The sequence below is a fragment of the Clostridium sp. DJ247 genome (genome assembly GCF_014231265.1).
This window is the reverse complement of record NZ_JABAIW010000001.1, coordinates 167,555-191,352: the sequence shown is the minus strand read 5'-3', so window position 1 is coordinate 191,352 and position 23,798 is coordinate 167,555. Positions and strand designations below refer to the sequence as shown.

At 30.9% G+C, this 23,798-nt stretch carries 32 protein-coding genes and 4 pseudogenes; 11 read left to right on the top strand and 25 right to left on the bottom strand.

Annotated elements, in window-relative coordinates:
- Nucleotides 1–552: 552 nt before the first annotated feature.
- The 10 genes from HGI79_RS22435 to HGI79_RS00905 form a co-directional block, all read right to left on the bottom strand.
- On the bottom strand, nt 553–729 hold the full coding sequence (locus HGI79_RS22435) for a hypothetical protein (RefSeq protein WP_207725666.1): 177 nt from the start codon (nt 727–729) through the stop codon (nt 553–555).
- 55 nt (nt 730–784) lie between these two features.
- On the bottom strand, nt 785–1,093 hold the full coding sequence (locus HGI79_RS22430) for an orotate phosphoribosyltransferase (RefSeq protein ID WP_207725665.1): 309 nt from the start codon (nt 1,091–1,093) through the stop codon (nt 785–787).
- A gap of 446 nt (nt 1,094–1,539) precedes the next feature.
- A complete protein-coding gene (locus tag HGI79_RS00940) occupies nt 1,540–1,701 on the bottom strand; it encodes a hypothetical protein (RefSeq protein WP_185648832.1) in 162 nt (53 codons plus the stop codon).
- 180 nt (nt 1,702–1,881) lie between these two features.
- Entirely contained in the window at nt 1,882–2,448 is a 567-nt protein-coding gene (locus tag HGI79_RS00935; RefSeq protein WP_185648831.1) for a nitroreductase, read from the bottom strand.
- Between the two features lie 150 nt (nt 2,449–2,598).
- Nucleotides 2,599–3,795: an NADH:flavin oxidoreductase gene (locus tag HGI79_RS00930; protein ID WP_185648830.1), complete on the bottom strand. Its 1,197-nt coding sequence runs from the start codon at nt 3,793–3,795 to the stop codon at nt 2,599–2,601.
- A gap of 173 nt (nt 3,796–3,968) precedes the next feature.
- Complete coding sequence (locus tag HGI79_RS00925) at nt 3,969–4,673, bottom strand: epoxyqueuosine reductase (protein WP_185648829.1); 705 nt, start codon at nt 4,671–4,673, stop codon at nt 3,969–3,971.
- Nucleotides 4,674–4,725: 52 nt separating this feature from the next.
- Nucleotides 4,726–5,478 (bottom strand): 3-oxoacyl-[acyl-carrier-protein] reductase, encoded by a 753-nt coding sequence (gene fabG / locus HGI79_RS00920; protein WP_185648828.1) that lies wholly within the window; start codon nt 5,476–5,478, stop codon nt 4,726–4,728.
- A gap of 240 nt (nt 5,479–5,718) precedes the next feature.
- On the bottom strand, nt 5,719–6,489 hold the full coding sequence (locus HGI79_RS00915; RefSeq protein ID WP_185648827.1) for an epoxyqueuosine reductase: 771 nt from the start codon (nt 6,487–6,489) through the stop codon (nt 5,719–5,721).
- Between the two features lie 107 nt (nt 6,490–6,596).
- Nucleotides 6,597–6,962: an MmcQ/YjbR family DNA-binding protein gene (locus HGI79_RS00910; RefSeq protein ID WP_207725664.1), complete on the bottom strand. Its 366-nt coding sequence runs from the start codon at nt 6,960–6,962 to the stop codon at nt 6,597–6,599.
- A gap of 5 nt (nt 6,963–6,967) precedes the next feature.
- The gene (locus tag HGI79_RS00905) at nt 6,968–7,231 is read right to left on the bottom strand and encodes a GNAT family N-acetyltransferase (RefSeq protein WP_185648826.1); all 264 of its coding nucleotides are present in this window, start codon (nt 7,229–7,231) and stop codon (nt 6,968–6,970) included.
- Nucleotides 7,232–7,259: 28 nt separating this feature from the next.
- On the opposite strand from HGI79_RS00905, the gene HGI79_RS00900 reads away from it, so the two are divergent.
- Entirely contained in the window at nt 7,260–7,442 is a 183-nt protein-coding gene (locus tag HGI79_RS00900; RefSeq protein ID WP_241428104.1) for a hypothetical protein, read from the top strand.
- A gap of 56 nt (nt 7,443–7,498) precedes the next feature.
- Here HGI79_RS00900 and HGI79_RS00895 read toward each other — a convergent pair whose 3' ends face one another.
- Nucleotides 7,499–7,846, bottom strand: coding sequence for a helix-turn-helix domain-containing protein (locus tag HGI79_RS00895; protein WP_185648825.1), 348 nt, complete (start codon nt 7,844–7,846; stop codon nt 7,499–7,501).
- 128 nt (nt 7,847–7,974) lie between these two features.
- Between HGI79_RS00895 and HGI79_RS00890 the strand changes: the two genes are divergently transcribed.
- Both HGI79_RS00890 and HGI79_RS00885 read left to right on the top strand, forming a co-directional pair.
- A complete protein-coding gene (locus HGI79_RS00890; protein WP_185648824.1) occupies nt 7,975–8,370 on the top strand; it encodes a pyridoxamine 5'-phosphate oxidase family protein in 396 nt (131 codons plus the stop codon).
- A 42-nt stretch (nt 8,371–8,412) separates the two neighbouring features.
- Nucleotides 8,413–9,003 (top strand): flavodoxin family protein, encoded by a 591-nt coding sequence (locus HGI79_RS00885; RefSeq protein WP_185648823.1) that lies wholly within the window; start codon nt 8,413–8,415, stop codon nt 9,001–9,003.
- A 135-nt stretch (nt 9,004–9,138) separates the two neighbouring features.
- Here the strand turns inward: HGI79_RS00885 and HGI79_RS00880 are convergent, their stop codons facing one another.
- The 5 genes from HGI79_RS00880 to HGI79_RS00860 all read right to left on the bottom strand — a co-directional run bounded on the left by HGI79_RS00880 (nt 9,139) and on the right by HGI79_RS00860 (nt 11,546).
- Complete coding sequence (locus tag HGI79_RS00880) at nt 9,139–9,543, bottom strand: hypothetical protein (protein WP_185648822.1); 405 nt, start codon at nt 9,541–9,543, stop codon at nt 9,139–9,141.
- A 97-nt stretch (nt 9,544–9,640) separates the two neighbouring features.
- Nucleotides 9,641–10,141, bottom strand: a complete 501-nt coding sequence (locus HGI79_RS00875; RefSeq protein ID WP_185648821.1) for a 3'-5' exonuclease — start codon at nt 10,139–10,141, stop codon at nt 9,641–9,643.
- Nucleotides 10,142–10,347: 206 nt separating this feature from the next.
- Nucleotides 10,348–10,551 (bottom strand): Rid family hydrolase, encoded by a 204-nt coding sequence (locus HGI79_RS00870; RefSeq protein ID WP_207725663.1) that lies wholly within the window; start codon nt 10,549–10,551, stop codon nt 10,348–10,350.
- Between the two features lie 12 nt (nt 10,552–10,563).
- Entirely contained in the window at nt 10,564–11,232 is a 669-nt protein-coding gene (locus HGI79_RS00865) for a nucleotidyltransferase domain-containing protein (protein ID WP_185648820.1), read from the bottom strand.
- Nucleotides 11,233–11,246: 14 nt separating this feature from the next.
- A complete protein-coding gene (locus tag HGI79_RS00860) occupies nt 11,247–11,546 on the bottom strand; it encodes a hypothetical protein (RefSeq protein WP_185648819.1) in 300 nt (99 codons plus the stop codon).
- Nucleotides 11,547–11,854: 308 nt separating this feature from the next.
- Between HGI79_RS00860 and HGI79_RS00855 the strand changes: the two genes are divergently transcribed.
- Both HGI79_RS00855 and HGI79_RS00850 read left to right on the top strand, forming a co-directional pair.
- On the top strand, nt 11,855–12,262 hold the full coding sequence (locus tag HGI79_RS00855) for a VOC family protein (RefSeq protein WP_185648818.1): 408 nt from the start codon (nt 11,855–11,857) through the stop codon (nt 12,260–12,262).
- A gap of 665 nt (nt 12,263–12,927) precedes the next feature.
- A complete protein-coding gene (locus HGI79_RS00850; protein WP_185648817.1) occupies nt 12,928–13,077 on the top strand; it encodes a hypothetical protein in 150 nt (49 codons plus the stop codon).
- A 312-nt stretch (nt 13,078–13,389) separates the two neighbouring features.
- Here the strand turns inward: HGI79_RS00850 and HGI79_RS00845 are convergent, their stop codons facing one another.
- Nucleotides 13,390–13,704, bottom strand: a complete 315-nt coding sequence (locus HGI79_RS00845) for a YmaF family protein (RefSeq protein ID WP_241428107.1) — start codon at nt 13,702–13,704, stop codon at nt 13,390–13,392.
- A 691-nt stretch (nt 13,705–14,395) separates the two neighbouring features.
- Here HGI79_RS00845 and HGI79_RS00840 point away from each other — a divergent pair.
- Nucleotides 14,396–14,848: pseudogene (locus HGI79_RS00840) on the top strand (IMP dehydrogenase); the annotation flags it as partial.
- Between the two features lie 109 nt (nt 14,849–14,957).
- Here the strand turns inward: HGI79_RS00840 and HGI79_RS00835 are convergent.
- From HGI79_RS00835 to HGI79_RS00825, 4 genes are all read right to left on the bottom strand, one after another.
- Nucleotides 14,958–16,229: a nitrate/nitrite transporter gene (locus tag HGI79_RS00835; protein ID WP_185648816.1), complete on the bottom strand. Its 1,272-nt coding sequence runs from the start codon at nt 16,227–16,229 to the stop codon at nt 14,958–14,960.
- A gap of 171 nt (nt 16,230–16,400) precedes the next feature.
- Nucleotides 16,401–16,532, bottom strand: coding sequence for a hypothetical protein (locus HGI79_RS23080; protein WP_278046669.1), 132 nt, complete (start codon nt 16,530–16,532; stop codon nt 16,401–16,403).
- Between the two features lie 148 nt (nt 16,533–16,680).
- Nucleotides 16,681–16,863, bottom strand: a complete 183-nt coding sequence (locus HGI79_RS00830) for a hypothetical protein (RefSeq protein ID WP_185648815.1) — start codon at nt 16,861–16,863, stop codon at nt 16,681–16,683.
- 230 nt (nt 16,864–17,093) lie between these two features.
- Entirely contained in the window at nt 17,094–17,573 is a 480-nt protein-coding gene (locus HGI79_RS00825; RefSeq protein ID WP_185648814.1) for an S-ribosylhomocysteine lyase, read from the bottom strand.
- Nucleotides 17,574–18,139: 566 nt separating this feature from the next.
- On the opposite strand from HGI79_RS00825, the gene HGI79_RS00820 reads away from it, so the two are divergent.
- Nucleotides 18,140–18,991 carry a pentapeptide repeat-containing protein gene (locus tag HGI79_RS00820; RefSeq protein ID WP_185648813.1) on the top strand — a complete coding sequence of 284 codons (852 nt, stop codon included), beginning with the start codon at nt 18,140–18,142 and terminating at the stop codon, nt 18,989–18,991.
- Nucleotides 18,992–19,041: 50 nt separating this feature from the next.
- Here the strand turns inward: HGI79_RS00820 and larC are convergent, their stop codons facing one another.
- Entirely contained in the window at nt 19,042–19,272 is a 231-nt protein-coding gene (larC, locus tag HGI79_RS22625; protein ID WP_313885166.1) for a nickel insertion protein, read from the bottom strand.
- A pseudogene (locus HGI79_RS00815) lies at nt 19,273–19,965 on the bottom strand (aldo/keto reductase); the annotation flags it as partial.
- A gap of 481 nt (nt 19,966–20,446) precedes the next feature.
- Between HGI79_RS00815 and plsY the strand changes: the two are divergent.
- Nucleotides 20,447–21,040 carry a glycerol-3-phosphate 1-O-acyltransferase PlsY gene (gene plsY / locus HGI79_RS00810; RefSeq protein ID WP_185648811.1) on the top strand — a complete coding sequence of 198 codons (594 nt, stop codon included), beginning with the start codon at nt 20,447–20,449 and terminating at the stop codon, nt 21,038–21,040.
- 53 nt (nt 21,041–21,093) lie between these two features.
- Here plsY and HGI79_RS00805 read toward each other — a convergent pair.
- Together HGI79_RS00805 and HGI79_RS00800 are read right to left on the bottom strand one after the other, a co-directional pair.
- Nucleotides 21,094–21,297 (bottom strand): annotated as a pseudogene (locus HGI79_RS00805) (HepT-like ribonuclease domain-containing protein); the annotation flags it as partial.
- A complete protein-coding gene (locus HGI79_RS00800) occupies nt 21,293–21,652 on the bottom strand; it encodes a type VII toxin-antitoxin system MntA family adenylyltransferase antitoxin (protein ID WP_185648846.1) in 360 nt (119 codons plus the stop codon). The pseudogene HGI79_RS00805 and the gene HGI79_RS00800, both read right to left, overlap by 5 nt.
- 88 nt (nt 21,653–21,740) lie before the next feature.
- Between HGI79_RS00800 and HGI79_RS23600 the strand changes: the two are divergent.
- The 3 genes and pseudogenes from HGI79_RS23600 to HGI79_RS00785 all read left to right on the top strand — a co-directional run.
- Nucleotides 21,741–21,900, top strand: a pseudogene (locus tag HGI79_RS23600) (glycerol-3-phosphate acyltransferase); the annotation flags it as partial.
- A 257-nt stretch (nt 21,901–22,157) separates the two neighbouring features.
- Nucleotides 22,158–22,946 carry a motility protein A gene (locus tag HGI79_RS00790; RefSeq protein ID WP_185648809.1) on the top strand — a complete coding sequence of 263 codons (789 nt, stop codon included), beginning with the start codon at nt 22,158–22,160 and terminating at the stop codon, nt 22,944–22,946.
- A 24-nt stretch (nt 22,947–22,970) separates the two neighbouring features.
- Nucleotides 22,971–23,681: an OmpA family protein gene (locus HGI79_RS00785; RefSeq protein ID WP_185648808.1), complete on the top strand. Its 711-nt coding sequence runs from the start codon at nt 22,971–22,973 to the stop codon at nt 23,679–23,681.
- Nucleotides 23,682–23,798 lie beyond the last annotated feature (117 nt).

The window sequence follows — 23,798 nt, the reverse complement described above, 5'->3', positions numbered from 1 at the left end:
ACCTAAAGTGTAAATTTAAAATTTAGCCGGATAAAATAACTTGAAAAAAGTAGGATAAAACAAAGTGGAAATCAACATATAGTGCTACCGAGCAAGAATATAAAAATGAATATTAATATATTTTCTATAGGTTTAAAGTTATTTTTCAATTACATGTCCTCCTTGTAACGTAAATTTTTTAGTAGATATCTTACTACTGTAACCTAATTAATATTAAAATTGTACCTTATTTTCTATATACTTTAATAGTTATATAGAGAGGCATAAGAATTTCTTAACACCGTATTATTTAATTTTCAAAGAACATTGTTCGTACCTTTTGTTTCAGCAGTTATGTCGTCTAATATTCATATTTACTAACTATTTCTATATTTAAATATAACGATAGCTAGTAAATATTTTTGAAGTGCGACACAAAAACGCCGCAGAATTCAGCTTTGAATAATACGGTGTTCATGTAAATTGTTCGTTTTTTCGGTTGTTACGCTAAATAAGAATATTGTTTATCAACTGCAGTACCATTAAATTAAAATAGCATGATAAGTAAACTTTTTATTCATGTTTTTTTAATTCTTCCATTGTAAAAAGTGCTTTTAACTCTAAACCTGCTTCTTCAAGTTTTTTTCTAACTTCTGGATTTCTTTCAATAACACACATAACACTTCTCAATTTTGCTCCAAACCCTTTTAAATCTTCTGAACTTAATAGAATTTGTCCGCCTGTTGTCACAACATCTTCTACAATGCATACTCGTTTATTTTTAATATCAGTTCCCTCGGCTAACTTACAAGTACCATACTCCTTGGCTTTTTTTTCTTACAAATACTACAGGAATTCCTGTCTCTAATGATAATGCTGTTGCTATTGGAATTCCCCCCATCTCTAACCCTGCAAAAATTTCAGTATCTTCTGGTATTTGATTTACTAAATGTTTAGCAATTTCTCTTAAAATAAGTGGATTAGATTCAAATAAGTATTTATCGAAATATTCATTTGAGATTTGTCCAGACCTTAACTTAAAAGTCCCTTGCAAATGTGCCACTTCATAAATTGATTTACATAATTCATCTCTTGTGAATTTTATTACCTCCAAAATACTTTTCTTAATATACTATGATGTCAAATTTACATTAACCTAACCATTGAATATTTAAGTTTGGTTTCTTCGCCTTTTATTCCTACTATAATAAAAACTATCAAGCCACTGAATGTATATATTGAAACTTTAGGTTTTGAAGGATTCAATACAGATATATTTTTAGTTCCTTATTCCAATATGGTGACCCTAGCTAATAACCAATTTCTCCCTTAAACATTGATGGGTAATATTCTACAACACTAATCTCTCCCATAAAATTCTCTTTAATTTGCAATTACGTAAATCATTTTCATACTATCTTATAATTGCCCAAATGTGTTTAGAGAGTTAAGATAAATATCATAATTTTGCGATTAGCACATTTCATAAGGAAGAGGCGAAATAACCTTAACTCAATTTATACTTACTAATATTGAAACATCAAGCTCAGTTTGATAATTTTATTCCAAATGTATTACAACCTCAAAACATGTTGGTTCATCTCTAAGAGGGGATTTACATTCTTTAAAAACTAAGTCAAGTCCAGAAATATTGTAAGGTAACGGTGGTGACACAATAAAGTTATAAGAACAATGACCATCTGACCCACTTCCACTTGCCATTCGACAATTATATTGCTGTCCTAAGAATAATTCAAAATAACTGTGCGGTGATTTGTTACTTGATGAGTCATTTGTACTGTCCCAATCTATATTGAAATTTACAAGGCTGGAATTTAAGTACTGCCGAATAAAGGTTACAGAAAAAAGACGGTTATCTATCTCAATTGACTTTAATACTGTCTAATATATCCATTCTGTAACTTCTTGCAGTAACTTTCGTGGACGTGGATATGGAGATTGGTTTGGATAGCCTATAGCCACTGCTGCCACAAGCTCGTCTTTACGGTTTAGCCAAGAGCATATTTCATTATGACAATAAAAAATATCACAAATCCAAAGAGTACCTAACCCAAAATTCTGTGCAGCTAGAGCTATTGTTTGTATGGAGGCACCTATTGATTGAGTATCAGTAAGTAACCTATAGTGGTTATAGTCTTCTTCAAAATTAGAAAATGCATTGAATACTAAAATTACTACTGATGATTCATTAATTGAGTTAATACTTAATTCGTAACTTCCAGTATTTACATTCTGTTTTTTATGAAAGCTTGCAACATTACTCATGATATTTACTAACTCGTCTTTCTTCTTACTCTGAAGAACAATAAATCTCCATGGTTGACGATTTTTACCTGAAGGTGCTTTAGTTGCTAGTTCTAATAGTCTTTCTATTGTTTCTTTTGGTACTATTTTATTTTGAAACTTTCTTATACTTCTCCGTTCTTCTATTACTTTTATTGTATCCATATTAGTCCTCCTAAAATAAAAGTTATCTTTATAACTTTTTACTTGACGTATAATCTTACAAATACCAAAAGGCTACCTATCTGTTCTTTGGAAACTCATTTGGATTAACTGATGTTATAATTTATAACCACAATAACTATAAGAAACTATTTATTTAAAAGAATCTCTCCATGCTTGTGAAAATCTTTCTTCAAACATTTCTCTTTTTATTCTCTTTCTCTTTAATGCACAACCGTATTCTTCCTTAAAAACCAAGCAGGCATTACAGGACACACAAGCTGTACTCTCTTTCCCAATACTATTAAGCCATCGATTTGGTAAACCAGGCTCGGCTATCAACGGACGACTCAAAGAAAGAAAATCTATTTTTCCTTCATGTAAAAACTTCTCCATTAATTCAACATTTCTATTTCCCCCTACAAGAATTAAGGGCACTTCAGTATTTATATTTTTAACATAATCATAATAATAAGATTGCTTATCTGGAGCATCTATTCTAACCCTTGATTCAGGTATTGGAACTGGTATAAAACCCAGCTCCTGCTCAGACCGCACAAGGCAATCCCATATACCTCCACTTACTTCTATAGCATCAACTCCTGACAATTCAATCTCTTTAATTAATTCAGAAAAACTATCTTTTGAAATTCCACCTATAACATGATCATCACAATTCATTTTAATTAGTATTGGAAAGTTTCCAACCTCTTTTCTTGCTAGAGCTACAATATCTTTGATTATACGAGTTCTGTTTTTAATAGAGCCACCAAACTTATCTGTTCGCTTATTTGTATAAGGAGAAAGAAATGAACTCAATAAATATCCATGTGCAGCGTGAAGTTGTGCACCATCAAACCCTGCTTTCTTTACTCTTATAATTGAGTCAACGAAACTTTCTATTATTGATTCAACTTCATTAGATGTTAATTCTCGTGCTGTTTTTACCAGTATAGGTGACTCTACTGATGATGGTCCAACGCACTCAGCAGTTTCATTCTCATGTGTAACCTGTCTACCAGCGTGGCAGAGCTGTGCTATAATTACACAGTTGCTATCTGTTTTGTGAACAGCATCAGCAATTTTAGATATTTCGTTAATATGTTCGTCATCATAAATACATATCTGATCTGAAACTCCCTTTCCATTCAGTGTAACTGCCATAAGACTACTTATGATCATTCCTACTCCGCCTGCTGCAAGGTCTTTATAAATATTAAGTATTGTATCTGTGGTCTTTCCATCTATGGTCATTTTGTACTCACAGGTCGCAGATCTTACAAGCCTGTTTTTTAAAACTAAATTTGCTATCCTACCTTCTGAAAAAACTTTGTAAGTACTTCTATTCATTTAACCACCCCACTTCTGTTAACTATTTAATAGTTTCATTTTTATCATAACTACATTGTAATATAAATGTTTAACAATGGAATCCAAAGGTGCTGTAATTTCTATACTATCTCTATTCAATGCTTATCTCAGCAATAATTGCGGCAGCAGAGGTAATATCTCCCCTGGGAATATCATCTAACTGGTTCATTTGCGCATAATCTTTGTTTCTTTCCAAAAGCCATTGGGCATATTGTTCTGCATTTATTACAATTTACAACATCAAATCCTCTATCATTACTTGCGTAAGCACAATTTCTGCAAAGCTTTTGGTTTACGCCATGTTCACTTATTGCATTAACTGGACACTTATCAATACATAAGCTACATTCTTTTATGCAAATATTCTCTGCAAACGCATCCGATGGCAAATTTAAATTAGTTAAGACAGCACCAATACTGATCATATTTCCATATTGACTATTTAATAACAAAGTGCTTTTCCCAAGTGTTCCTATACCAGCCAAGATAGCTGCATGTTTCATAGAAATCATACCTCTCCCTTCCAAGTTTTTTTCATCCCAATAATCATATGGTCCGTCAGAAGGAATTGGTACAGCAATTCCATTATATATTTTTTCAATTTCATTAGAAGCTAAATATGCAATTCTATCCAGTTCCACAGGGCTGATGCTATTAAAATGTTGATAGATAATCCTCGGACTTACATGTGCTAATCCCCTTGGAATTTTCTTAGCAAAAACAATAACTGATTTACAATCAGAATAAATGTCCGTAGGATGAAAGCCTTTTGGTGCATCAATAAATAAGTCAATATTGGCAACGCCACAAACTTCCGCACCAAGATTAATGAAAATTTCTTTGATTTTATCTTTCACATCCCCCACTCCTTATCTAAAACAAATAAATAATCTTTATTTTGCAATATTACTACATCACCATACCACCATCTACATTTATAACTTGACCTGTAATATATCGCGACATATTTGAAACAAGAAACAAAACTGAATTTGCTACAGCTTCTGGCTTCCCAAAGATTTTCATTGGAATCTTAGATAGTGTTTCCTCAGTTACTTTATCAGAAAGTATAGATGTCATATCAGTTGAAATATACCCAGGAGCAATGGCATTCACGGTTATGCCTCGGTCTGCTAATTCTTTAGCTACTGTTTTTGTAAAACCAATAAGTCCAGCCTTAGAAGCTGAATAATTCGCCTGTCCAACGTTGCCTGTTATTCCAACAACACTTGTTATATTTACTATGCTACCTGATCTTTGTTTCAACATATGTTTAGATACAAACTTAGTGCAGTTGAATGCTCCTGTAAGATTTACATTAAGTACCTTATCCCAGTTTTCTTTTTTCATGGTCATCATTATACCATCACTTGTAATACCTGCATTATTTACTAAAATATCTATTCTTTTAAATTTTTCAACTATAGATTTTACAACTTCCTTTGTTGATTCTTCGGAACTTACATCATGCTTTAAACCTAAAGTTTCAACGTTATAAGTCAGTGATATTTCATTTGCTACTTGTTTTGCTCGTTCTTCGTTAACACCAGTTACAACTACTTTTACCTTCTCTTCTGCTAATTTCTCAGCAATAGCTCTTCCAAGTCCACGTGTTCCCCCTGTTATTAAAGCTATTTTATCTGTCAAACCTAAATCAATCATACTTTGCCTCCTTATTTATACTGAATTTTTGTAGAAACATCATATTGACATGTATACTAATTATTAAATATTATACCATTAAATTACACAGCCATATAGACAAAAATAATAGGCACTAAAATTAATCAGCACCTATAGCCATTTACTTTACATTGGGATTTTATTACAACAAAAGTCTGTATCTAAATTAATGCAGGCTTTAATAACGTTACAATATAAGAATTTTGTGTATTGACACAACTATTCATTTAACTTTACTGGATTTGTTGTAGAACAAGGAACGTTAACTAAACATTTACCACAAACATCTGACAATTCAATATCTGAATGAAATTTATCATTATACAAGCACATTTCATAACACTTATGTCTGTCAAAATAATCAACTTTTAAAGCATTATTTACACATCTATCTACACATTTTTTGCATACATTCATATGCTTATATAAACAATTCTCTCCATTTTTTCTTTTAGTAGGCTCTATATTTAGCTCAGTTACAAAACTGACAATTCTTCCACAACATCCTTTATCAGTAATTAACATATTATTTAACCCAAATTTACCCAACCCAGCAATAAAAGCAACATGTCTATGAGACCAATCACTAGTTAATTTTTTATTATCAAAATTGTGTGTTGCTGGTATAATACTTGACTTATATCCTAATTTTTGTAATTCACTTTTAATAAAAGTATTTAAATCTAATATTAGTTGATTAGTTTCTATATATGCTGTTGCCCAAATTTTAGAGCTTTCTTTTCTTTCTATATTACTTTTAACTATAACTTCATCAAAAGGTATAAAATAAGCTACTACTGTTTTAGCTTCTAGTAAAAAATCTTTAGGTATTGCATGGGAAGGACTTACAACATCTTTAAGACAATAAAACATTTCATCCATTGCATCTGTGTATGATACCAAAGGTTCTTTCCATTTAGTTTGAACATCTCTTGTTTCGGAATAGTGTTCTACAAATTCTTTTATAATCATTTCTATTTTATTATTCATTTTTACCCCCAAAAACATAATTAAATTAGGACGTCATATCTTACAGTATTGACTTAAAATAAAGACCTTTACTTGGTAAAACTTCTCCAACTATATGTGTACATATTTTACTGTTCTTTTTCTAATATTTCTTTTTTCTCCGTCTTACTTAGCCCTTTAAACACTAAATCATAAGAAATATCAATAAGTGTTTTTATAATTTTGTCATCTATTGAGCCATCTATTTCTACCGTATTCCAATGAGTCTTATTCATATGGTACCCTGGCTTTATTGCTGCATAACCTCTTCTAAGATCCTGAGACATCACAGGATCACATTTTAGATTTACTTTTAGTTCTTTTTCATCAATATTTGTAAGTGCAAACATTTTACTACCAACCTTAAATACTAATGTTTCATCATCAAAGGGAAAGTCCTCATAAACACCTTTCTTTTTTAAACAATACTTTTTTAGTTCCTGTAGATTTATCATTAAAATCACTCCTTGAAGTTTTCATCATATTTTAATTTAATCCAGCTTATTTTTCGATCAATGACAAAACCCATTTTAATAACAAGATTTATAGAGTTTATGTTGTTTGGTTCAACATTTAGAAATACTGGTTTGTTTTCTTTTCTCTTTTGATATATTAGAGATGTGATGATATCCTTTCCGTAACCTTTTCTCCTGAAGTTTGAAAGAACATGAAGAAAACCTAATGACTTATCCAAGTCACACATTATTTTAATCGGAGACTCCATTTCTAAGTTTCGGAAGTATATTAAGAATGTGAAACCTATTAAGAATATATTTATTACGCCTGAAGAATTTGAAGAAATTCAAAGTAAATATGATGATATCTGTGAATATTTAAATGTGGAAACATTCTTTAGTTCCAGAACATCTCAAAAACATAATAGAGTAGTAACAGGATTAATTATGTCAAGAATTTTAAATAATAACCTATCATAATATAAAGAAAATACTTTCAATGATACTTAGATTATAAAGTTGGAAATGTACTTTTATTATGACTCCTTTTTGCTTCGCATCAATTCTCCACCCCATTTTGCCAATTCATCAAGGACTGGTAAAAGCTTTTTTCCAGCTTCAGCTAATGAATAATCAACATGTGGTGGTATTTCGTTGTATTGCTCTCTGTTAACAAGTCCACTTTGTTCAAGCTCCTTAAGTGAGCTTGTTAACATCATATTAGTTATTCCTACAATACTTTTTTTTAATTCATTATACCTAAGTGTCCCATTTTGAGAAAGTACCCAAAGTATTGGCAGCTTCCACTTGCCTTCTATAACCTTTAACGCAGATGCTACAGGACAAAAATCATTTTCTATTGAAAAAGTTATTATATCTTTCATGCTTAAATCTCCAATGCTCATAAAATACTTACTTAGTAATAAATTACTGCGTACTTGTTATTTTGTTATCAATGTATACAATTATACTATAATTAATAAAAAAAACAATTATGTGATGGAGGTTTACTATGAATGAAGTTTTTGAGTTTCTTAATGAATGTGGAGTATTCTTTGTTTCTACAGTTGATGGTGAGCAGCCAAGGGTACGTCCATTTAGCTTTGTAATGGAATATGAAGACAAGCTTTGCTTTGCAACAAACAATAAAAAACCGTTTTATGCACAGCTAATGACAAATCCAAATATTGAAATTTCTGCAGCAACTAAAGATGGAAGATGGTTACGCATGAGTGGTAAGGCTGTATTCTGCACCAAAAAAGAAGCAAAATCTCAGGCACTAGACATAATGCCAGCATTAAAACATATGTATTCTGTAGAAGATGAGATTTTTGAAATTTTCTATCTAGAGAATGCCCTTGCGAATTTTTACTCAATGAATGGCGATAACAAGACTATCAATCTTTAATATTATTATAAAAAGAATATTTTGGGAAGGCAGGATTATAACATGAGTAAAATTATTGTATTTTCAGGTAGCCCAAGAAAAAATGGGTATACATCAAAACTAATTGCCCAGGTTATCAGTGGAGCCAAATCAAAAGGTGCTGAAGTAAAAATTTATGATCTAAATGCTGATGACATCAAGGGATGTAAAGGGTGTTTCTATTGCAGAAATCATGAGGGTTGTGCCACAAAAGATTATTTATATACAATGTATGATGACATAAAAAATGCTGATGGCATTATTTTTGGGTCACCAATTTACTTTTTTCAAATCACAGGTCAAGCAAAGATATGGTTAGATAGAATGTACCCAATGATCGATATTCCAGAAGAAGTTAAACCTCAATTACCTGGCGAAGAACCAGAATTTAAACCTCGATTCCCTGGCAAAAAAATAGTTACTGTTTATACACAAGGAAATCCAGATAAAGATATGTTTAAATCATCTATTGAAGAAACTAACAGATTTTTCTCAATTTTTGGTTGGAACTTAGTAAATAGCTTGCTTTGTTACGGGACTATTAATCCTAATTTTGCTATAAGTGAGAGTCTTTTAGATGAGGCATATAAAGCTGGTGAAGATCTCGTGTCATAATACTAATTTTTTTACTTTTGTAACAAAATAGCCTACATCAATTTAGATATAGGCTATTTTGTTACTATTCATAATTCTAAGATTAATAACCATAATAAGAAGATAGTGAAGTAATTTATTTTCACATTATACCCATTATCCCACTATAAACTTCACTGCATCTTTATAACATTTAACTTTCTTCACCGTAAAATACTTCTTGAATTCTTTCGTCCACATGTCCATCTCTTCTTCTATTTCATTTACTTCATTCATGATGAATACAACATTTTTACAATCTGTATTTGACATAGCTGGAAGCAATACAGAAAATCCCCATTCAACATCGTCCTTTTCATCCTCAAATCCGTTTCTTGCATCTACAACAAAATTACTATTAGGGTATTTCTTAAGCAATTCCAAAGCAAATGTTGTTGGATTTCTATAGTCATCATAGCAGCAGAATTTTTTCCATGTAAGAAATACTATATTGTCTTCTGACACATATTTTACATTACTAAATTCTGAATCAAATTCATTTTTCTCTATATCCATATTCATAATTTTTCCCTTTCTGATTTGGATTAATTTAATCCCTATTGTGGATAGCTTCCACATCATTAACAATTAGAGATAGCAGAAGCATAAAAACATTAGCTTATTTAATATCTATGTATTTTTGGGGTATCAAATTGGTAAAATTACTTTTAGCAGTTTTTCTATTAAATTCATCTCTGTTACTGCAAGTAATATAAAGACGTTTCTTAGCTCTAGTTATTGCCACATAAAAAGTTCGTTTTTCCTCATCTAAATTATTTGTTTTAATAGCCCTATAGGAAGGAAATGTATTTTCCTGAACACCAGCAACAAAAACAGTTTCGTATTCTAAGCCCTTAGCTTGGTGCACAGTTATTATTGGTATTCTGGCCTTTTTGGTTTTATTAATCATCAATGTCTCCATCTCTCCATTAGAAAGAGATATATTCCTAACAATGTCTAGCAAAGCATCTCTGCTGCTTTTATTCTTATCATCCAATTCTCTTAGTAATACATAGAACTCCCTCATTCTTTCAATCTTTTCTTTGCCAGCTTCACCAGTGTATAAGGTTTTCAAGCTAAAATCATTTACTATTTTACCTACAATTTCATGTGGCCTCATATTTTCTATTTCCTTAAAGAATATGTTTTACCTCCCATTACGTAACAGTTATTTAACATTATACCATTAAATTACATAGATAAAAATAATAGGTACTAAAATTAATTAGCACATATAAGCCTCTATTCTACATTGGAATTTTGTTACAATAAAAGAGCCTGTATCTAAATTGATGCAGGCTTTGGTTATGTTGCAATAATTTTAGTTTAACGTCTACGAGCAATCACCTCAATTTCAACTTGTGCACCTAAAGGTAATGATGCAACTCCTATAGTAGTTCTCGCAGGATAAGGGGAAGAAAAATGCTTTGAGTAAACTGTATTCATTGCCGTAAAATCATCCATGTTAGTTAGGAATACATTTACTTTTTCAACATTATCAGATGTTAGTCCTGCATTTAGGTATTTCAAAATGTTATGTCTTTAAAATTCTTTGAAAAGATTGTTAAACAGAACTTTTATTTGTGAATCAACTTCAAACGCTTTGCAAAATTTATTAAAAATACATTGTATATCATCTTCAAAGTTATTATTAAAACTTAAATCAGTAATTTTCAATGCAATAAGATTATCTTTAGTTTCTGATAATAAATCATATGCACTATCAGTTTTATTGGATAGATACTTAATAATGCCTCTATGCATTAACCTTAATATCTTATACCATACAGGTCTATTAGGTATATAGTTTGATGTTATCTGCTTTCTAATAATCCTTTTATTATTTATGATAAAGTTTGTATCATATCTTAAAACAACCTTACTGTCTACCAAATCTTCTTGTGAAATTGTTTCTCTTATATCTAAATCTATAGAAATGTTATCTTGATAAACCAAGATTAATATACCTTTAGGATTTTCAGTAAAATTGGTCATTATTGGATTACCATAGAGTGTAATAATTTCATCAACTTTAGAGCTATAAATATTATCTAAAACTATCAAGTCAATATCTGAAAATTTTGTTGCTGTACCTTTTGCTAAAGAACCTTTCAAAATCATTGAAAAACTATTATTTTTACAAAAATTATAAACACACTCAATATAATTTCTATAATTTTGTGAAGGATAGTTTATTTCAAAGTTAAACATAATTTTTTTCTTTTCTAAAAAGTACTTTCTTTTCCTTCTCCAAGTATTGATTTTACTTGTTCATATGACATTCCCATATTTACCTGCATAAATTTTTCATAGGTAATTGCTCTACTATCTTTTTTAGGCGCTTCCTCTTTAGGTTCTTCCTTTTTTGGTGCTGGCTGGGAAGTTTCTTTAGCGTTTATAGGTTGTGTAGCAACATCCTTTTTATCTTTATTTCCCGCATTTCCTATAGCTCCAAGAACAACAACTACTACAATAACCCAGAACCACCATCTTTTAAAAATTGACTTTTTCTTTGTTCCTTCCACTTTAAAATCCCCCCTTATATGTAAATTCGTATTAATTATAACAAATTTTAAGGTATTTTGTAAACAAATAGCAAATAATTTGTTACTTTATGTTTAATATGTAATGATTTACATTGAACTAATTTAATATAAGTGATACCATTTTAATGACCCATATCCAAACAACGTTCTTTTTATAATAGGTGCTAATTAAATTTAGTGCCTATTATTTTTGTCTATATAGGTATGTAATTTAATGGTATAATATTAAATAAATTACTACGTAATAGTAAATAAATACAATAATTAAATTATTAGGAGGATTACATATGATTAAAGGGCTTATACCGTATCTAATTTTTGAAGGAAATGCTGAAGAGGCATTAAACTTCTATAATGAAGTATTTGGTGCTGAAAAAGTTAATATCATGAGATTTGGAGATTCACAGATGCCAGTAGATGAAGAATATAAGAATAAAATTATGCATGCAAGACTCGAACATAAAACATTTAATCTATATTTTTCAGATACATTTCAAGGAGAAAAGGTTGAAAAAGGAGCGAATGTTTCTTTAACGCTAGAGTTTGAAACAGAAGAAGCTATTGATAAGACTTATGCTACTTTATCTGAAGGTGGTAATGTATATATGGAACTCCAAAAAACTTTTTGGAATGCTAAATATGCGAAGCTTACTGATAAATTTGGAGTAACCTGGGATTTAAATTATCAATATTAATTCGTTTATGATATTTATTTCTTATTTTATAACATAATTAAAGCCTGCATCAATTTAGATACAGGCTCTTTCGTTACTATGATAAAAGTCTGATGCAGACTATAGGCTTATAGGTTCTAATTAATTTTAGGATCTATTGTTTTTATTTCTTTATTTATTTTGGCACAAATTATATACTTATACTAGAATCATTTAAAATTAGAAAAATGGAGGGAATAATATGAATATGATGCCTAACCGTGGGTTAATGTTTTTTTCTGGCTTTTCTTTTATCTTTTTTATTGTCTATATAGTGATTGTTATAGTTACTTTTATTTTAATGGAATAATAAAAAATGTATTAACTTAATTCGGATTTATTAAATTGAAACAATTTAATAATTAGTTAGGTCACCTTGTTCTTATTTTATAACGCAACTAAAGCCTGCATCAGCTTAGATACTGGCTTTAGTTACTATGAATAAAATCACACTGTATATTCAGAGGATTGCAATGTACTTATAGTTTATACATCTTCAAAATAATTATTAGAGTAAATGTACTTGCATTCATTTAAATAAATGCAACAATTTAAATAACTTATAATATATTAATATAGGTAGTTAGCCCTAAAGTTCAAAGTATACTTAGGCATTTATGATGCCAAATTTTTAGGAGGTGACTACTATGCCATATGATTACTGGGGATGGGACCCATATTACAACCCCTACTATTCTTATTCCCTATACTATTCATATTATCCTTATTACCCATATTCATACTTTGGTGCTGCTGGAGCATTAGATGTAGCACTAGCTACATTACTAATACTATAAATTATATTGATAATGTACTTTGCTAAATTAGAATCTAAAAAGAGCTACTATTCTTTTATTGAATATTAGCTCCTTTTTATAGTAGGTTTGTTATAAAGGGATTAAAATATATACAACTATAAAATACCCAGATACAGATTAATTATTCCTTATTTGTGATTATATTATAATAATATAGTTATAATTTATAGTGTGGCTGTAAAACTTACTGTTATATAATTCATAACTAAAGCTGGCATTGTTTTGCTATCCTATTTTTGCATAAAAAAGAGATGACTATCTTACAGTCATCTCCTTATTCTTAAAGGTTACTTATACAAGAGGGCTGTCAATTTGGGTAGTAAAAAGAAACTCATGAGCATGGCCATCATTAAATGTTGTAATTCCACTAATAACGTGTACATGTTTATTTGTACCAGGAATAGGAATATCAGGTCCACTTGTTCCTCCTATTTCATGGTGATGGTCAAGAAAATCTGTATTAATTACACCAAATGCATGTACATGTCTGCCGCCTCCACTTGGTATAACTTCACTTGTAACGCCAGCAACACGGTGATTATGTCTATCTTCTCCAGTTTCAGCTAACTTAGTACTTTCTTCAAACTCGTGTACATGTGTCTGCATCCCGTAGTGTACATGTGTCTGTATCTCGGTTTGAACCTTTTTTTCTAGAGAAGTCGGTTTATTATCAATAGACATGTTTGAAGTCGGTTTATTATCAATAGGCATGTTTGTTGTTCCCCCTTTATAATCATACAAAAATAAGTTAGAAACGGTCTTATCCGTTGTCTGGCATATCATATTACCACTTAAAGTCATTAGATTGTGTTATTATTGCTTAATAGCGCTTTATTAAAATATTATATAAAAAGCATTTATAAAAAACTGCTCTAACCTATAGGTGAGGCAATAAGCATGGGATCCCAAATATCAGCACAATTTATTATATGTAATTTAATATTATTTGTGCTGATATTATAATAATGTGGCTATAATATTAACTGATACTGTTTAATCTTTAATCATTAATTTTTACCTTACCCCTAAAATTTATAACAAAAGCTGGCGTTATATTGCCAGCTTATTTTTTATGTGAAAATTTCGTATCAAATTTTATATATCTTTCTAATTCATTTTTATTAATTATAGAGTATGTTTCTTATTTAAATCAAAAGCTTATACTATATTTTTTTGAATCTGAGACTAAAACATTTAAGTATAATTCTCTTTATAATTGAAAAACTACTAATATGCGATTAGTAATATAGTAAGCGGTTAACAATTGTCAATGTGATTAGTTGTTAACCGCTTACGATTCATACAACAATTATCAGATGAACATCTTTCACCGCAATACATTACCATTGATATCGCACATGGTCATTCCAATGCAGTTATAGAGATGATTCAACATATTAAGAAACACTTACCTCATAGCTTTGTTATTGCAGGAAATGTGGGAACTCCAGAAGCAGTAAGAGAATTAGAACATGCAGGTGCGGATGCGACAAAAGTAGGCATTGGACCAGGAAAGGTATGTATCACTAAAATTAAAACTGGATTTGGAACTGGTGGTTGGCAATTTGCTGGACATGAAGAATCTCCAGGAGAAACAATTGAGAAAAATGGAAAGCTATATAAAGAATACTTTGGTTCAGCTTCGGAATTTCAAAAAGGTGAAAAGAAAAATGTAGAAGGCAAAAAAATGTTTGTGGAGTACAGAGGTTCTTTAAAAGATACTTTGATAGAAATGGAGCAAGATCTTCAATATATGTAGTTTTTATCTGGTCTATAACAATATAATACCATTTTGACTTAACTACTATAAAAATTATAACACTAATCTTACATGGTTTAACTAATACTAATCTATTATTTTACTTAGCTATTTTTAGCTGCTTTACTTCCTGATGTTGTTCCTTCAAGAGAATTCCTCCAATTAAGCCAATCATTGAGAATATCACTGGAATAATGAAACCATAAAGGTACCCAACATTACTTGAAACCATATGAAAATGGTCTAATACTTTCCCAAAAATGCTTGGTAATAGAACGGCACTTAAAAATCCTCCCATATTCGCAAATCCTGAGACAACACCTACCTCTTTTATAGGAAAGGATTGTCGAACGGCCGCAAATGTCGAAGTACTTGCTCCATTACTATAACCAATGATTAGGAAAAGAATAATTAACATGAAGAATGGTGGTTTCCCACTAAAGAAAATAAAAGCAACCCAACTCGCAAAATTAACCATATGAACAATAACATACGGTCGTTTGATTGATTCTAATCGGTTTGAAATCCACCCAGTTAAAGGAGCACCAATGAGGGCACCAATAAGACCGATCATGATGAGCTGACTTACACCTGAACGCGTCATTCCATATACATACATTCCATATGGGACTGCCCAGGAACCAATAAAACCAACATACGTACCCACAAGACCAAAATGACATAAGAATGTTGCCCAGGCCTGACGATTGGAAAATATCCGCCTTAAAATAATAATAGTTTTTTCACGTTCATGTTCCTTTTTAACAGAAGTGGTTACAGAATGATTCTTAAACATTTGTTTTGGTTTTTTAACAAGGACAAAATAAAGAACAATTGCAAAAATACATAAAATAATTCCTATTGCAAAAAATGGGGTTCTCCAACCTGATAAGGAAATCCATGCTGAAAAAGGAACGGTTGCCATCAAGAAGCCAAGGCTTCCACTCATTGCAGCTAAACCAAGCAGTCCAACAAATTCTTTTGCTTTAAACCATTGACTTAAGATTAATACCAAGTTAATCCAAATTGCTGCATCTCCCATTCCCTCCAATAACCTAGCAAGAAGTAGAACAAATACATTCGTTGCAAGACTATAAATTAAAGTGCCTAAACCACTAAGTAGTGTCCCTGCAATAAGAAAAAATTTGGGGCCAAAACGGTCAGACAATATTCCAATGGGAATTTGCAAACCAGCATAAGCGAAAAATTGAATACTCGTCAGTAATCCAATCATAGATGCTGTCACATTAAAATCTTTCATTAATTGATCTGAAATTAATCCTGGTGCCGTTCTTTGACTCACAATTAAAAAATAAGAAAACAATACTGCGCCAAAAACAACCCATCTATACTTACTTTTTTGTTTTTCCAATTAATCTCTACTCCTATCAGTTTAATATCTTCATTTAAATCTATGTCCATCTTTTCTGCTAAAATTTTAAAAGCATTATCTTTTGATGCCTTTCATTCCATTATATCTAAAAATCCGTTTATACTTTGTGATTTGTATCGCCTCTTCTTTACAAATACCTTTCGTATAGTATTATACTAAAAAATCAGTACTTGTACAATTTATTCCTATAAATCTGACTCTTTCTTTTATACCATTGTCCAATTTAACTACTACTGTATCACTATCTATATGGGTGCATATAACAGCCTTTCGAAATATCATAAAAATCCCCTCCCCGAAACTACATTTTTACTGAGAAGGAACTTTTATATTTGGTAAGATGAAGTCTAAAAGTCCCTTCAGCTTATATTTATACTGAAAGGACTGATATAGGAATCAATACAATTGTAATCTTAATGGAAATCTTTCCCTATTTCGCTTCTATCTTTTCTATAATGACATTAATGCTTTCCTTAACAAAATCGATTGCTTGCGTCATACTCTGTCCCTTATGCTTAACTTCCTGATCTCTTTTTCTGGCAATTGCCTTAAACGGGTAATCCTTTTCATTATTCTCTATAACCGTTATTTCATACCCTCTATATTGTTCCATAAGACATACCCCCTTCACATATCCTACTATACCACATTCATAATAATTTGAATATTCTATCTTTTAATTTCTTAGTTTTACTTAATTTATTGTATACTTGAATTAGAGAAATTATTCATGCTGTTCCCATTCTTGTCGTGTTCTGTCCTTGTGCTTTGGTAGTGGAAAAGGTAATGCGCTCATATTAATGAATAGCATTACCTTTCTTTAAAAGTTAATTAAAGTTTTTACTAGTCTGGATAGTATAAATTTTTATCAGTTATATTTACTAAAACTTCATTTACAAATTTATTAGCTAGATATTTTGCCATAGGTAGATTCATATCTAAATAATTACCACAATCTCTTGCTGAAGCACCAGGTATTTCTCCTTCGAAATTTGAAACAAAACGGAACATTTCTAATAATAGATTAACTATATCCTTTGACTCATAGTCTCCACTTAAAAGTAAATAAAAACCTGTTCTACAGCCCATAGGTCCAAAGTAAACTATTTTTGAACCATATTCACTATGATTTCTTAGAAAAGTTGCACCTAAATGTTCTATAGCATGCATTTCTGCAGTATTCATAACAGGCTCTGCATTTGGTCTAGTCATTCTAATATCAAATGTGGTAACAACTGATTGCCCAACGCTATCTTTTCTTGAAACGTAAACACCAGGATATAGTTCCAAATGATTTATGGTAAAACTTGTAATTTTATCCATTTATTTTCCTCCCAATTCAAAATAGAATTTCTTTCAAATTACTTTATTTAACATTATAATAATTATAATAGTATTGTACATTAATTTGCAATCCTTTAATCATAACATTAAAACCTATTGAGTTTAATTTAATGGAGATATACTCGTAGCATGTCCATTACATTTTAAATTCTTATATAGCCTAGTGGGTGGCTACCTTCTTACCCTCTTCATTTTACAAGTACAGTAGTCTGCAATTTTGTTGCTGTTGCAGCCATATTTATCAACCCCTTTCACTTAATATATACACAGGTATATATTAAGTAGGCAGAAAAAAATATATGTATTAGAATTGTAATACATATATTTTTGAAATATGGTAGATTTATGCTTAAGGAATCTTATGAATAAAATATTTTATATTTATTACAAAAATAATCATCTGAAATCATACTAATTATAAGTATCTATTAGTTAGTAATAATAATTATGACTCAAGTGTTATATAGACGTTGAAACACACGCTGTATATGATATAATTTAAAAGTAAAAATTATTTGCATTTTTCTAATATGAGGTAAATGAATATGGTATATACACATGAAGATAAACTTAATAAAGAATTGAGAGTTGACTGCGAAAAATGTTTCGGCCTATGCTGTGTAGCACTGTACTTTTCAGCTTCGGAAGGTTTCCCAACGAATAAAGACGCCGGTAAGCCTTGCATAAACTTACAATCGGACTTTACCTGCTCTGTTCACAAAAATCTTAGGAATAAGGGTCTTAAGGGTTGTACTTCTTATGACTGCTTTGGTGCTGGTCAAATGGTAGCTCAAGTTACTTATGGCGGACATGACTGGCGACAAGCCCCCGAATCTGCTAATCAAATGTTTGAGGTGTTTCTGATTATGAGGCAGCTTCATGAAATGCTATGGTATCTTACTCAAGCATTTATCCTGCAAACTGATAACAGTATCAAAGAGAAGATAAGTTCATTGTTGGACAATACTGAACGCCTTACCCTTCTTGACGTTGGTTCCCTATTAGCACTGGATGTGGCAGCTCATCGCACCAAGGTTAACATGCTGATTAAAAATACCAGTGAGCTGGTACGTACTAAAGCCCGCAGTGGAAAGAACATTCCTTCAAGAAATCGAAACGCCAACTCTCGGCGGTTAGATTATTTTGGCGCAGACCTGAGAAAAAACAATCTTAGAGGTGCAGACTTGAGGGGAGCGTGTCTTATTGCGGCAAACCTTAGAGGAGTAGATTTGAGTGGAGCTGATCTCATTGGGGCTGATTTGCGAGATGCCGATCTTAGTGGAGCTAATCTCACAAATAGTATCTTTCTTACCCAAGCCCAGATCAACACGGCTAAGGGTGATTCTCATACAAAGCTACCCATGATGCTGGTTCGCCCACCCTACTGGTCAAAGTAATTAACTGCCTGACGGACATAAAAAAATGTACAGGTTAGTGGAACACCGTATTATTCAGCGTTGAATTTTACGGTATTTTTACGTCGCACTTCAAAAATAAGTTTTTTAACTTTGAATTTTCTAATTCCAATTGAAGTAGTTTCTTTAAATTTAACAGTTGCTGGTGCAGGAACAGGTATAAGACCATGTGCACACTTTACAAATCCGCCTCCCACCTGAACAGGTGAAGCCATAATCTTATCAACCTTCAAATAATCTATTGCTACTGCTGCTCCTACAATGAAAATCTCTTTAGCTTCCTCTGGAAGATTGTTAACAAGCTTACCACCTCTAAGCGGTTCCATAATTGTAATACCTAAACCTTTTTGAGCAGCATAGATTAAGCCTTCTGTTCCAGCCTGAAAATCCTCATCTAAATAGTTGTACTGTATTTGGCAAAATGACCAATCATAATAATCTACTATTTCTTTAAAAAGATCTAGTTTATCATGGAATGAAAATCCTGCATATTTTATTCTTCCATCTTTTATCGCAGAATCTAAAAATTCATCAATACCATTTTCTTTTAACCTATCCCAATCTTTACGATTAAGTGCGTGTACTAAATAAAAATCTATAGTATCTGTGTCAAGGCGCTGTAATTGCTCATTTAAGTACTTATCCATATCACTTCTTGTTTTTATCAACCAGCTAGGAAGTTTTGTAGCTAGTTTAACTTTCTCTCTATATCCATCTTTTAGTACTTTTCCTACGAATGGTTCACTTTGTCCACCTTTGCCCATACCTGTTCCATGATAAGGATAAGCAGTATCTATATAGTTCACCCCTTCATCAATTGCATATCGAACTAGCTTTGTTGCTTTTTCTTCATCAATTTTAGATGGATCCCCTCCTGGAAGAATTGGAAGCCTCATACATCCAAATCCCAAAGTTGAAACCATTTCATTTGTCTTCCCAAACTTTCTGTATAACATTATAATTCCTCCCTTTAGATAAATAATAAGATTTAATTAGAACTTATAGAGTTGGCACTTTTTATTTTCCATCATATCCAAAATATTACACCCTCTAGTGCACTCTAAGTCAAGAGTTTTTTAAGAACATCATATCCATAATGCAAATGAAACAGGAAAGATAAATGATCAATCAATAAGTTTAAGATATGAGTGAATTGATATATAATGAATAAAAATATAAGTTTCAGAGTTGTAATACCGATATTTTTGAAATATAATAGATTTATACTTAAAGAATCTATGAAAAAAGCCGTATAGCAAGCTGCCGTGATATACCACATCCCTATTTTCATTGGCGGCTATGTAGCAAATCACGAATGGTTGAAAATTAAATAATATGGCATTAAAGTATGTAAGTATTTTCTATATCTAAGAAAATATGCTATAATCTATATTAGAAGTGAAGATTATATAATAATACAAATTTAGGGTGAGGCAAATGATTATTATAATTACAATTATGTTCTCTTTTTTGTGTGGTTCAATCCCAACAGGATATTTGATTACTAAAAAGTTGTATGGAATTGATATAAGAACTAAAGGTAGTGGAAATATAGGTTCAACAAACGTGAAAAGAATTGCAGGAACTAAGTTATCTATCATTACTCAGGTAATAGATGTTTTAAAGGGTACAATTCCTATAATTTTAGGTATATACTTGGCGAAGACCATAAAATTACCAGTACCAACGAGTACATATCTTTCTATTATTGCCATAGTAGTAGTTTTGGGACATGATTATACTCCCTTTCTTGCATTTAAGGGTGGTAAAGGCGTAAATACAACACTTGGTGCATTTCTTTTACTTGCACCAGTTCCAATACTAGCTGGGGTGGCAGTTTATTTTATATTGCGTTTGTTTACAAGTGTAGTGTCTATTAGGTCTATTGCAATGGGCATATTAATACCTATCATATGCATTATTATGAAATTACCTATTTCAGTGGTAGTTTCTACTGCAATAGCCTGTATTTTAATGATATTTAGGCATAAAGACAACTTAATAAGAATTATACATAAAGAAGAAAACTAATTACAGACCTAAGAGAAACTAGTAATGATGAACTAATGGATTATATATATGATTTAATCAAAACCGATCCTAGAATTCATTTTTAGGTTTATTCCCACATTCTTTTGATATCTTGAATAAAATTTTATTATATTTAAATTTACAGCTTGATAATCATGAACAGCTATGTTTCTAAACCCTACCATTGACTTTAAATTTTTCATCAGTCCTTCATCAATGAACTTATTACTATAAAGTACTTCAAAGGCATCTCTACTCATATATTGATCCTCTTTCTCTTATGCTATTTAATATTATTTCTCTTTCTTCATTTAGTAAAGCATAGTCTTTAAAAGAATACATTTCAAAATATGCTCCCCTAGTATCATCTAAGTAATATATTTTCTCCCCATTATAAATGACCTGAACTTTGAATACAGTAGATGCATTTTTTAAGTTTATTAAATCTACCTCTCTTTTGAGTATATCTGCTAATTCTTGAGAAACCATAAATAAATCATAATCCGAAATTTCTTTATCACTTAAGAAAGCTATATCTATATCACTATCTTGTCTAAATATTCCTTTCACACCAGAACCAAATAAGTATATTACATAAGGCTCTACATTTATTAAGAGAAATTGTCAATAGAGCAATTGGTTCTCTTCCTGAAGATGATGTTTTAATAAAAGTAAAATATTTAACCTTGTAATTACAATTATGTTCTCTTTTTTGTGTGGTTCAATCCCAACAGCATATTTGATTACTAAAGAGTTGTATGGAATTGATATAAGGAAAGGGTCTAGTTGCTGTAATTTTAGGCATATACTTGGCTAAGACTATAAAATTACCAGTACCAACAAATACATATCTTTCTATAAAATAATCTTATCCTCATTATTAGAGGTAACATTATCCCTAATTTTTCATAAAATTCCTAATAGTATCACTAAAGTTTCCAATGATTTCATCGATAAACAATTTGATGCTATATCTGTTAATCTTTAATCGAGATTAATGCAATACTGTATCCTGAATTGAATATTTAATAATTTCCTTAACATGCTCAAATAGAGGATTGAAGAAATATAGATTATTGCATATTTTTTAATATATTTATCATTTAAGGAGGCATTTATGGACATTTTTTCTATTCTAGGTTTTGTTTTATCTATAGGTTTTGTGCTAATGGGTATTATTGCTAGTGGCGATCTGGGTACATTTATAGATATACCTTCTATGCTAATCGTTGTTGGTGGTACATTGGGATCTATGTTGGTAAGTAGTAAAGCAAAAAATGCTAAGTTATTTTTTAAACTAACTACTCTAGTGCTAAAAGAAAATAAGGTGAAAGATATTGACTTAATCAATAATATTATTGATTTTTCTTCAAAAGCAAGACGAGAAGGTCTTCTATCCCTTGAGGATACCATTCAATCACTGGATGATCCTTTTCTCAAGAAAGGTATGATGATGATAGTTGACGGAATGGAGCCTGAGGCGCTAAGAAACGTTTTAAGTTTAAAAATAAGAGGAGTTATGGATAGACATAAAAATAACAGAGGGATTTTTGATACAGGAGCTGCATTAGCTCCTGCATTTGGTATGATAGGAACGTTAATTGGTCTTGTTAATATGCTCAAAACTCTATCTGATCCATCAACTATAGGACCTCAGATGTCTGTAGCCCTTATTACAACTTTTTATGGCTCTTTGCTAGCAAATGTGTTTTTTATGCCAATATCAAAAAAGCTTAAAGCAATTACTTCTGAAGAAGTGTTTCAAAAAGAAATGATTTTAGAGGGACTATTAGGTGTTCAAGCTGGAGAAAATCCTACAGCTCTAAGACAAAAGTTGATGTCTTATTTAGATGACAAAGAAACTAAAAAAGTAGAATTAATGAATGAACAGGCCCTAGCTAGCTAATTATATAAGAAAGGTGTGACTTAAATGAGCGAAGGTTTTAATACTGATGATGATGATGAATCTGGTGGAAATGAATGGCTTGCCACTTATGGTGATCTTGTTACACTTCTCCTTTGTTTCTTTGTACTTTTATTCGCTATGTCAAACATAGACAACATAAAATTCCAAACTGCTATTTCCTCATTTACTGGTATGAGTACTTTAAGCACATATACAGGTGACTCCCTCGTAAAATTAAATCCAAACTCTACTATTATTCAAAATAAAGATAGAGAGGATGAAATAGATAAGCTATACAAAGAAGTACGTGAACTGCTAGATTCAGAAAACTTAAGTAAGAAGACAGAGCTTAAAAAAGACGAAAATGGTATTCTTTTAATATTTAAAGATGAGATGCTTTTTGATAAAGGAAAAGCTGATTTAAAATCTGAGGTTAAAAATATTTTATCTGATTTTGGTAAGCTACTTAAAAAGTATGATAAAAAAGTTAGAATAGAAGGTCATACTGATAATGTTCCTATTAAAAATAGCGAATTTTCCAGCAATTGGGAACTATCTACTACTAGGGCTATAAATGTAGTAAAATATTTTACTGAAGAGGTACCTTCTAATGAATTAATTGATCCTAAAAAATTCGAAGTAGCAGGACTTGCAGAATATGACCCTGTTGCACCTAATGATACAGATGTAAATAGACAGAAAAACAGACGAATTGAGATAATTATATTAAAATAATACAACAATATGTTCTCCCTCTTCAATGACCTGAAAATAAAGCACTATCATTGCAGCTATAATGATAGTGCTTATATTGCTTATAATTTATCTGTTATAAAAATTGAGGGTTAAAGC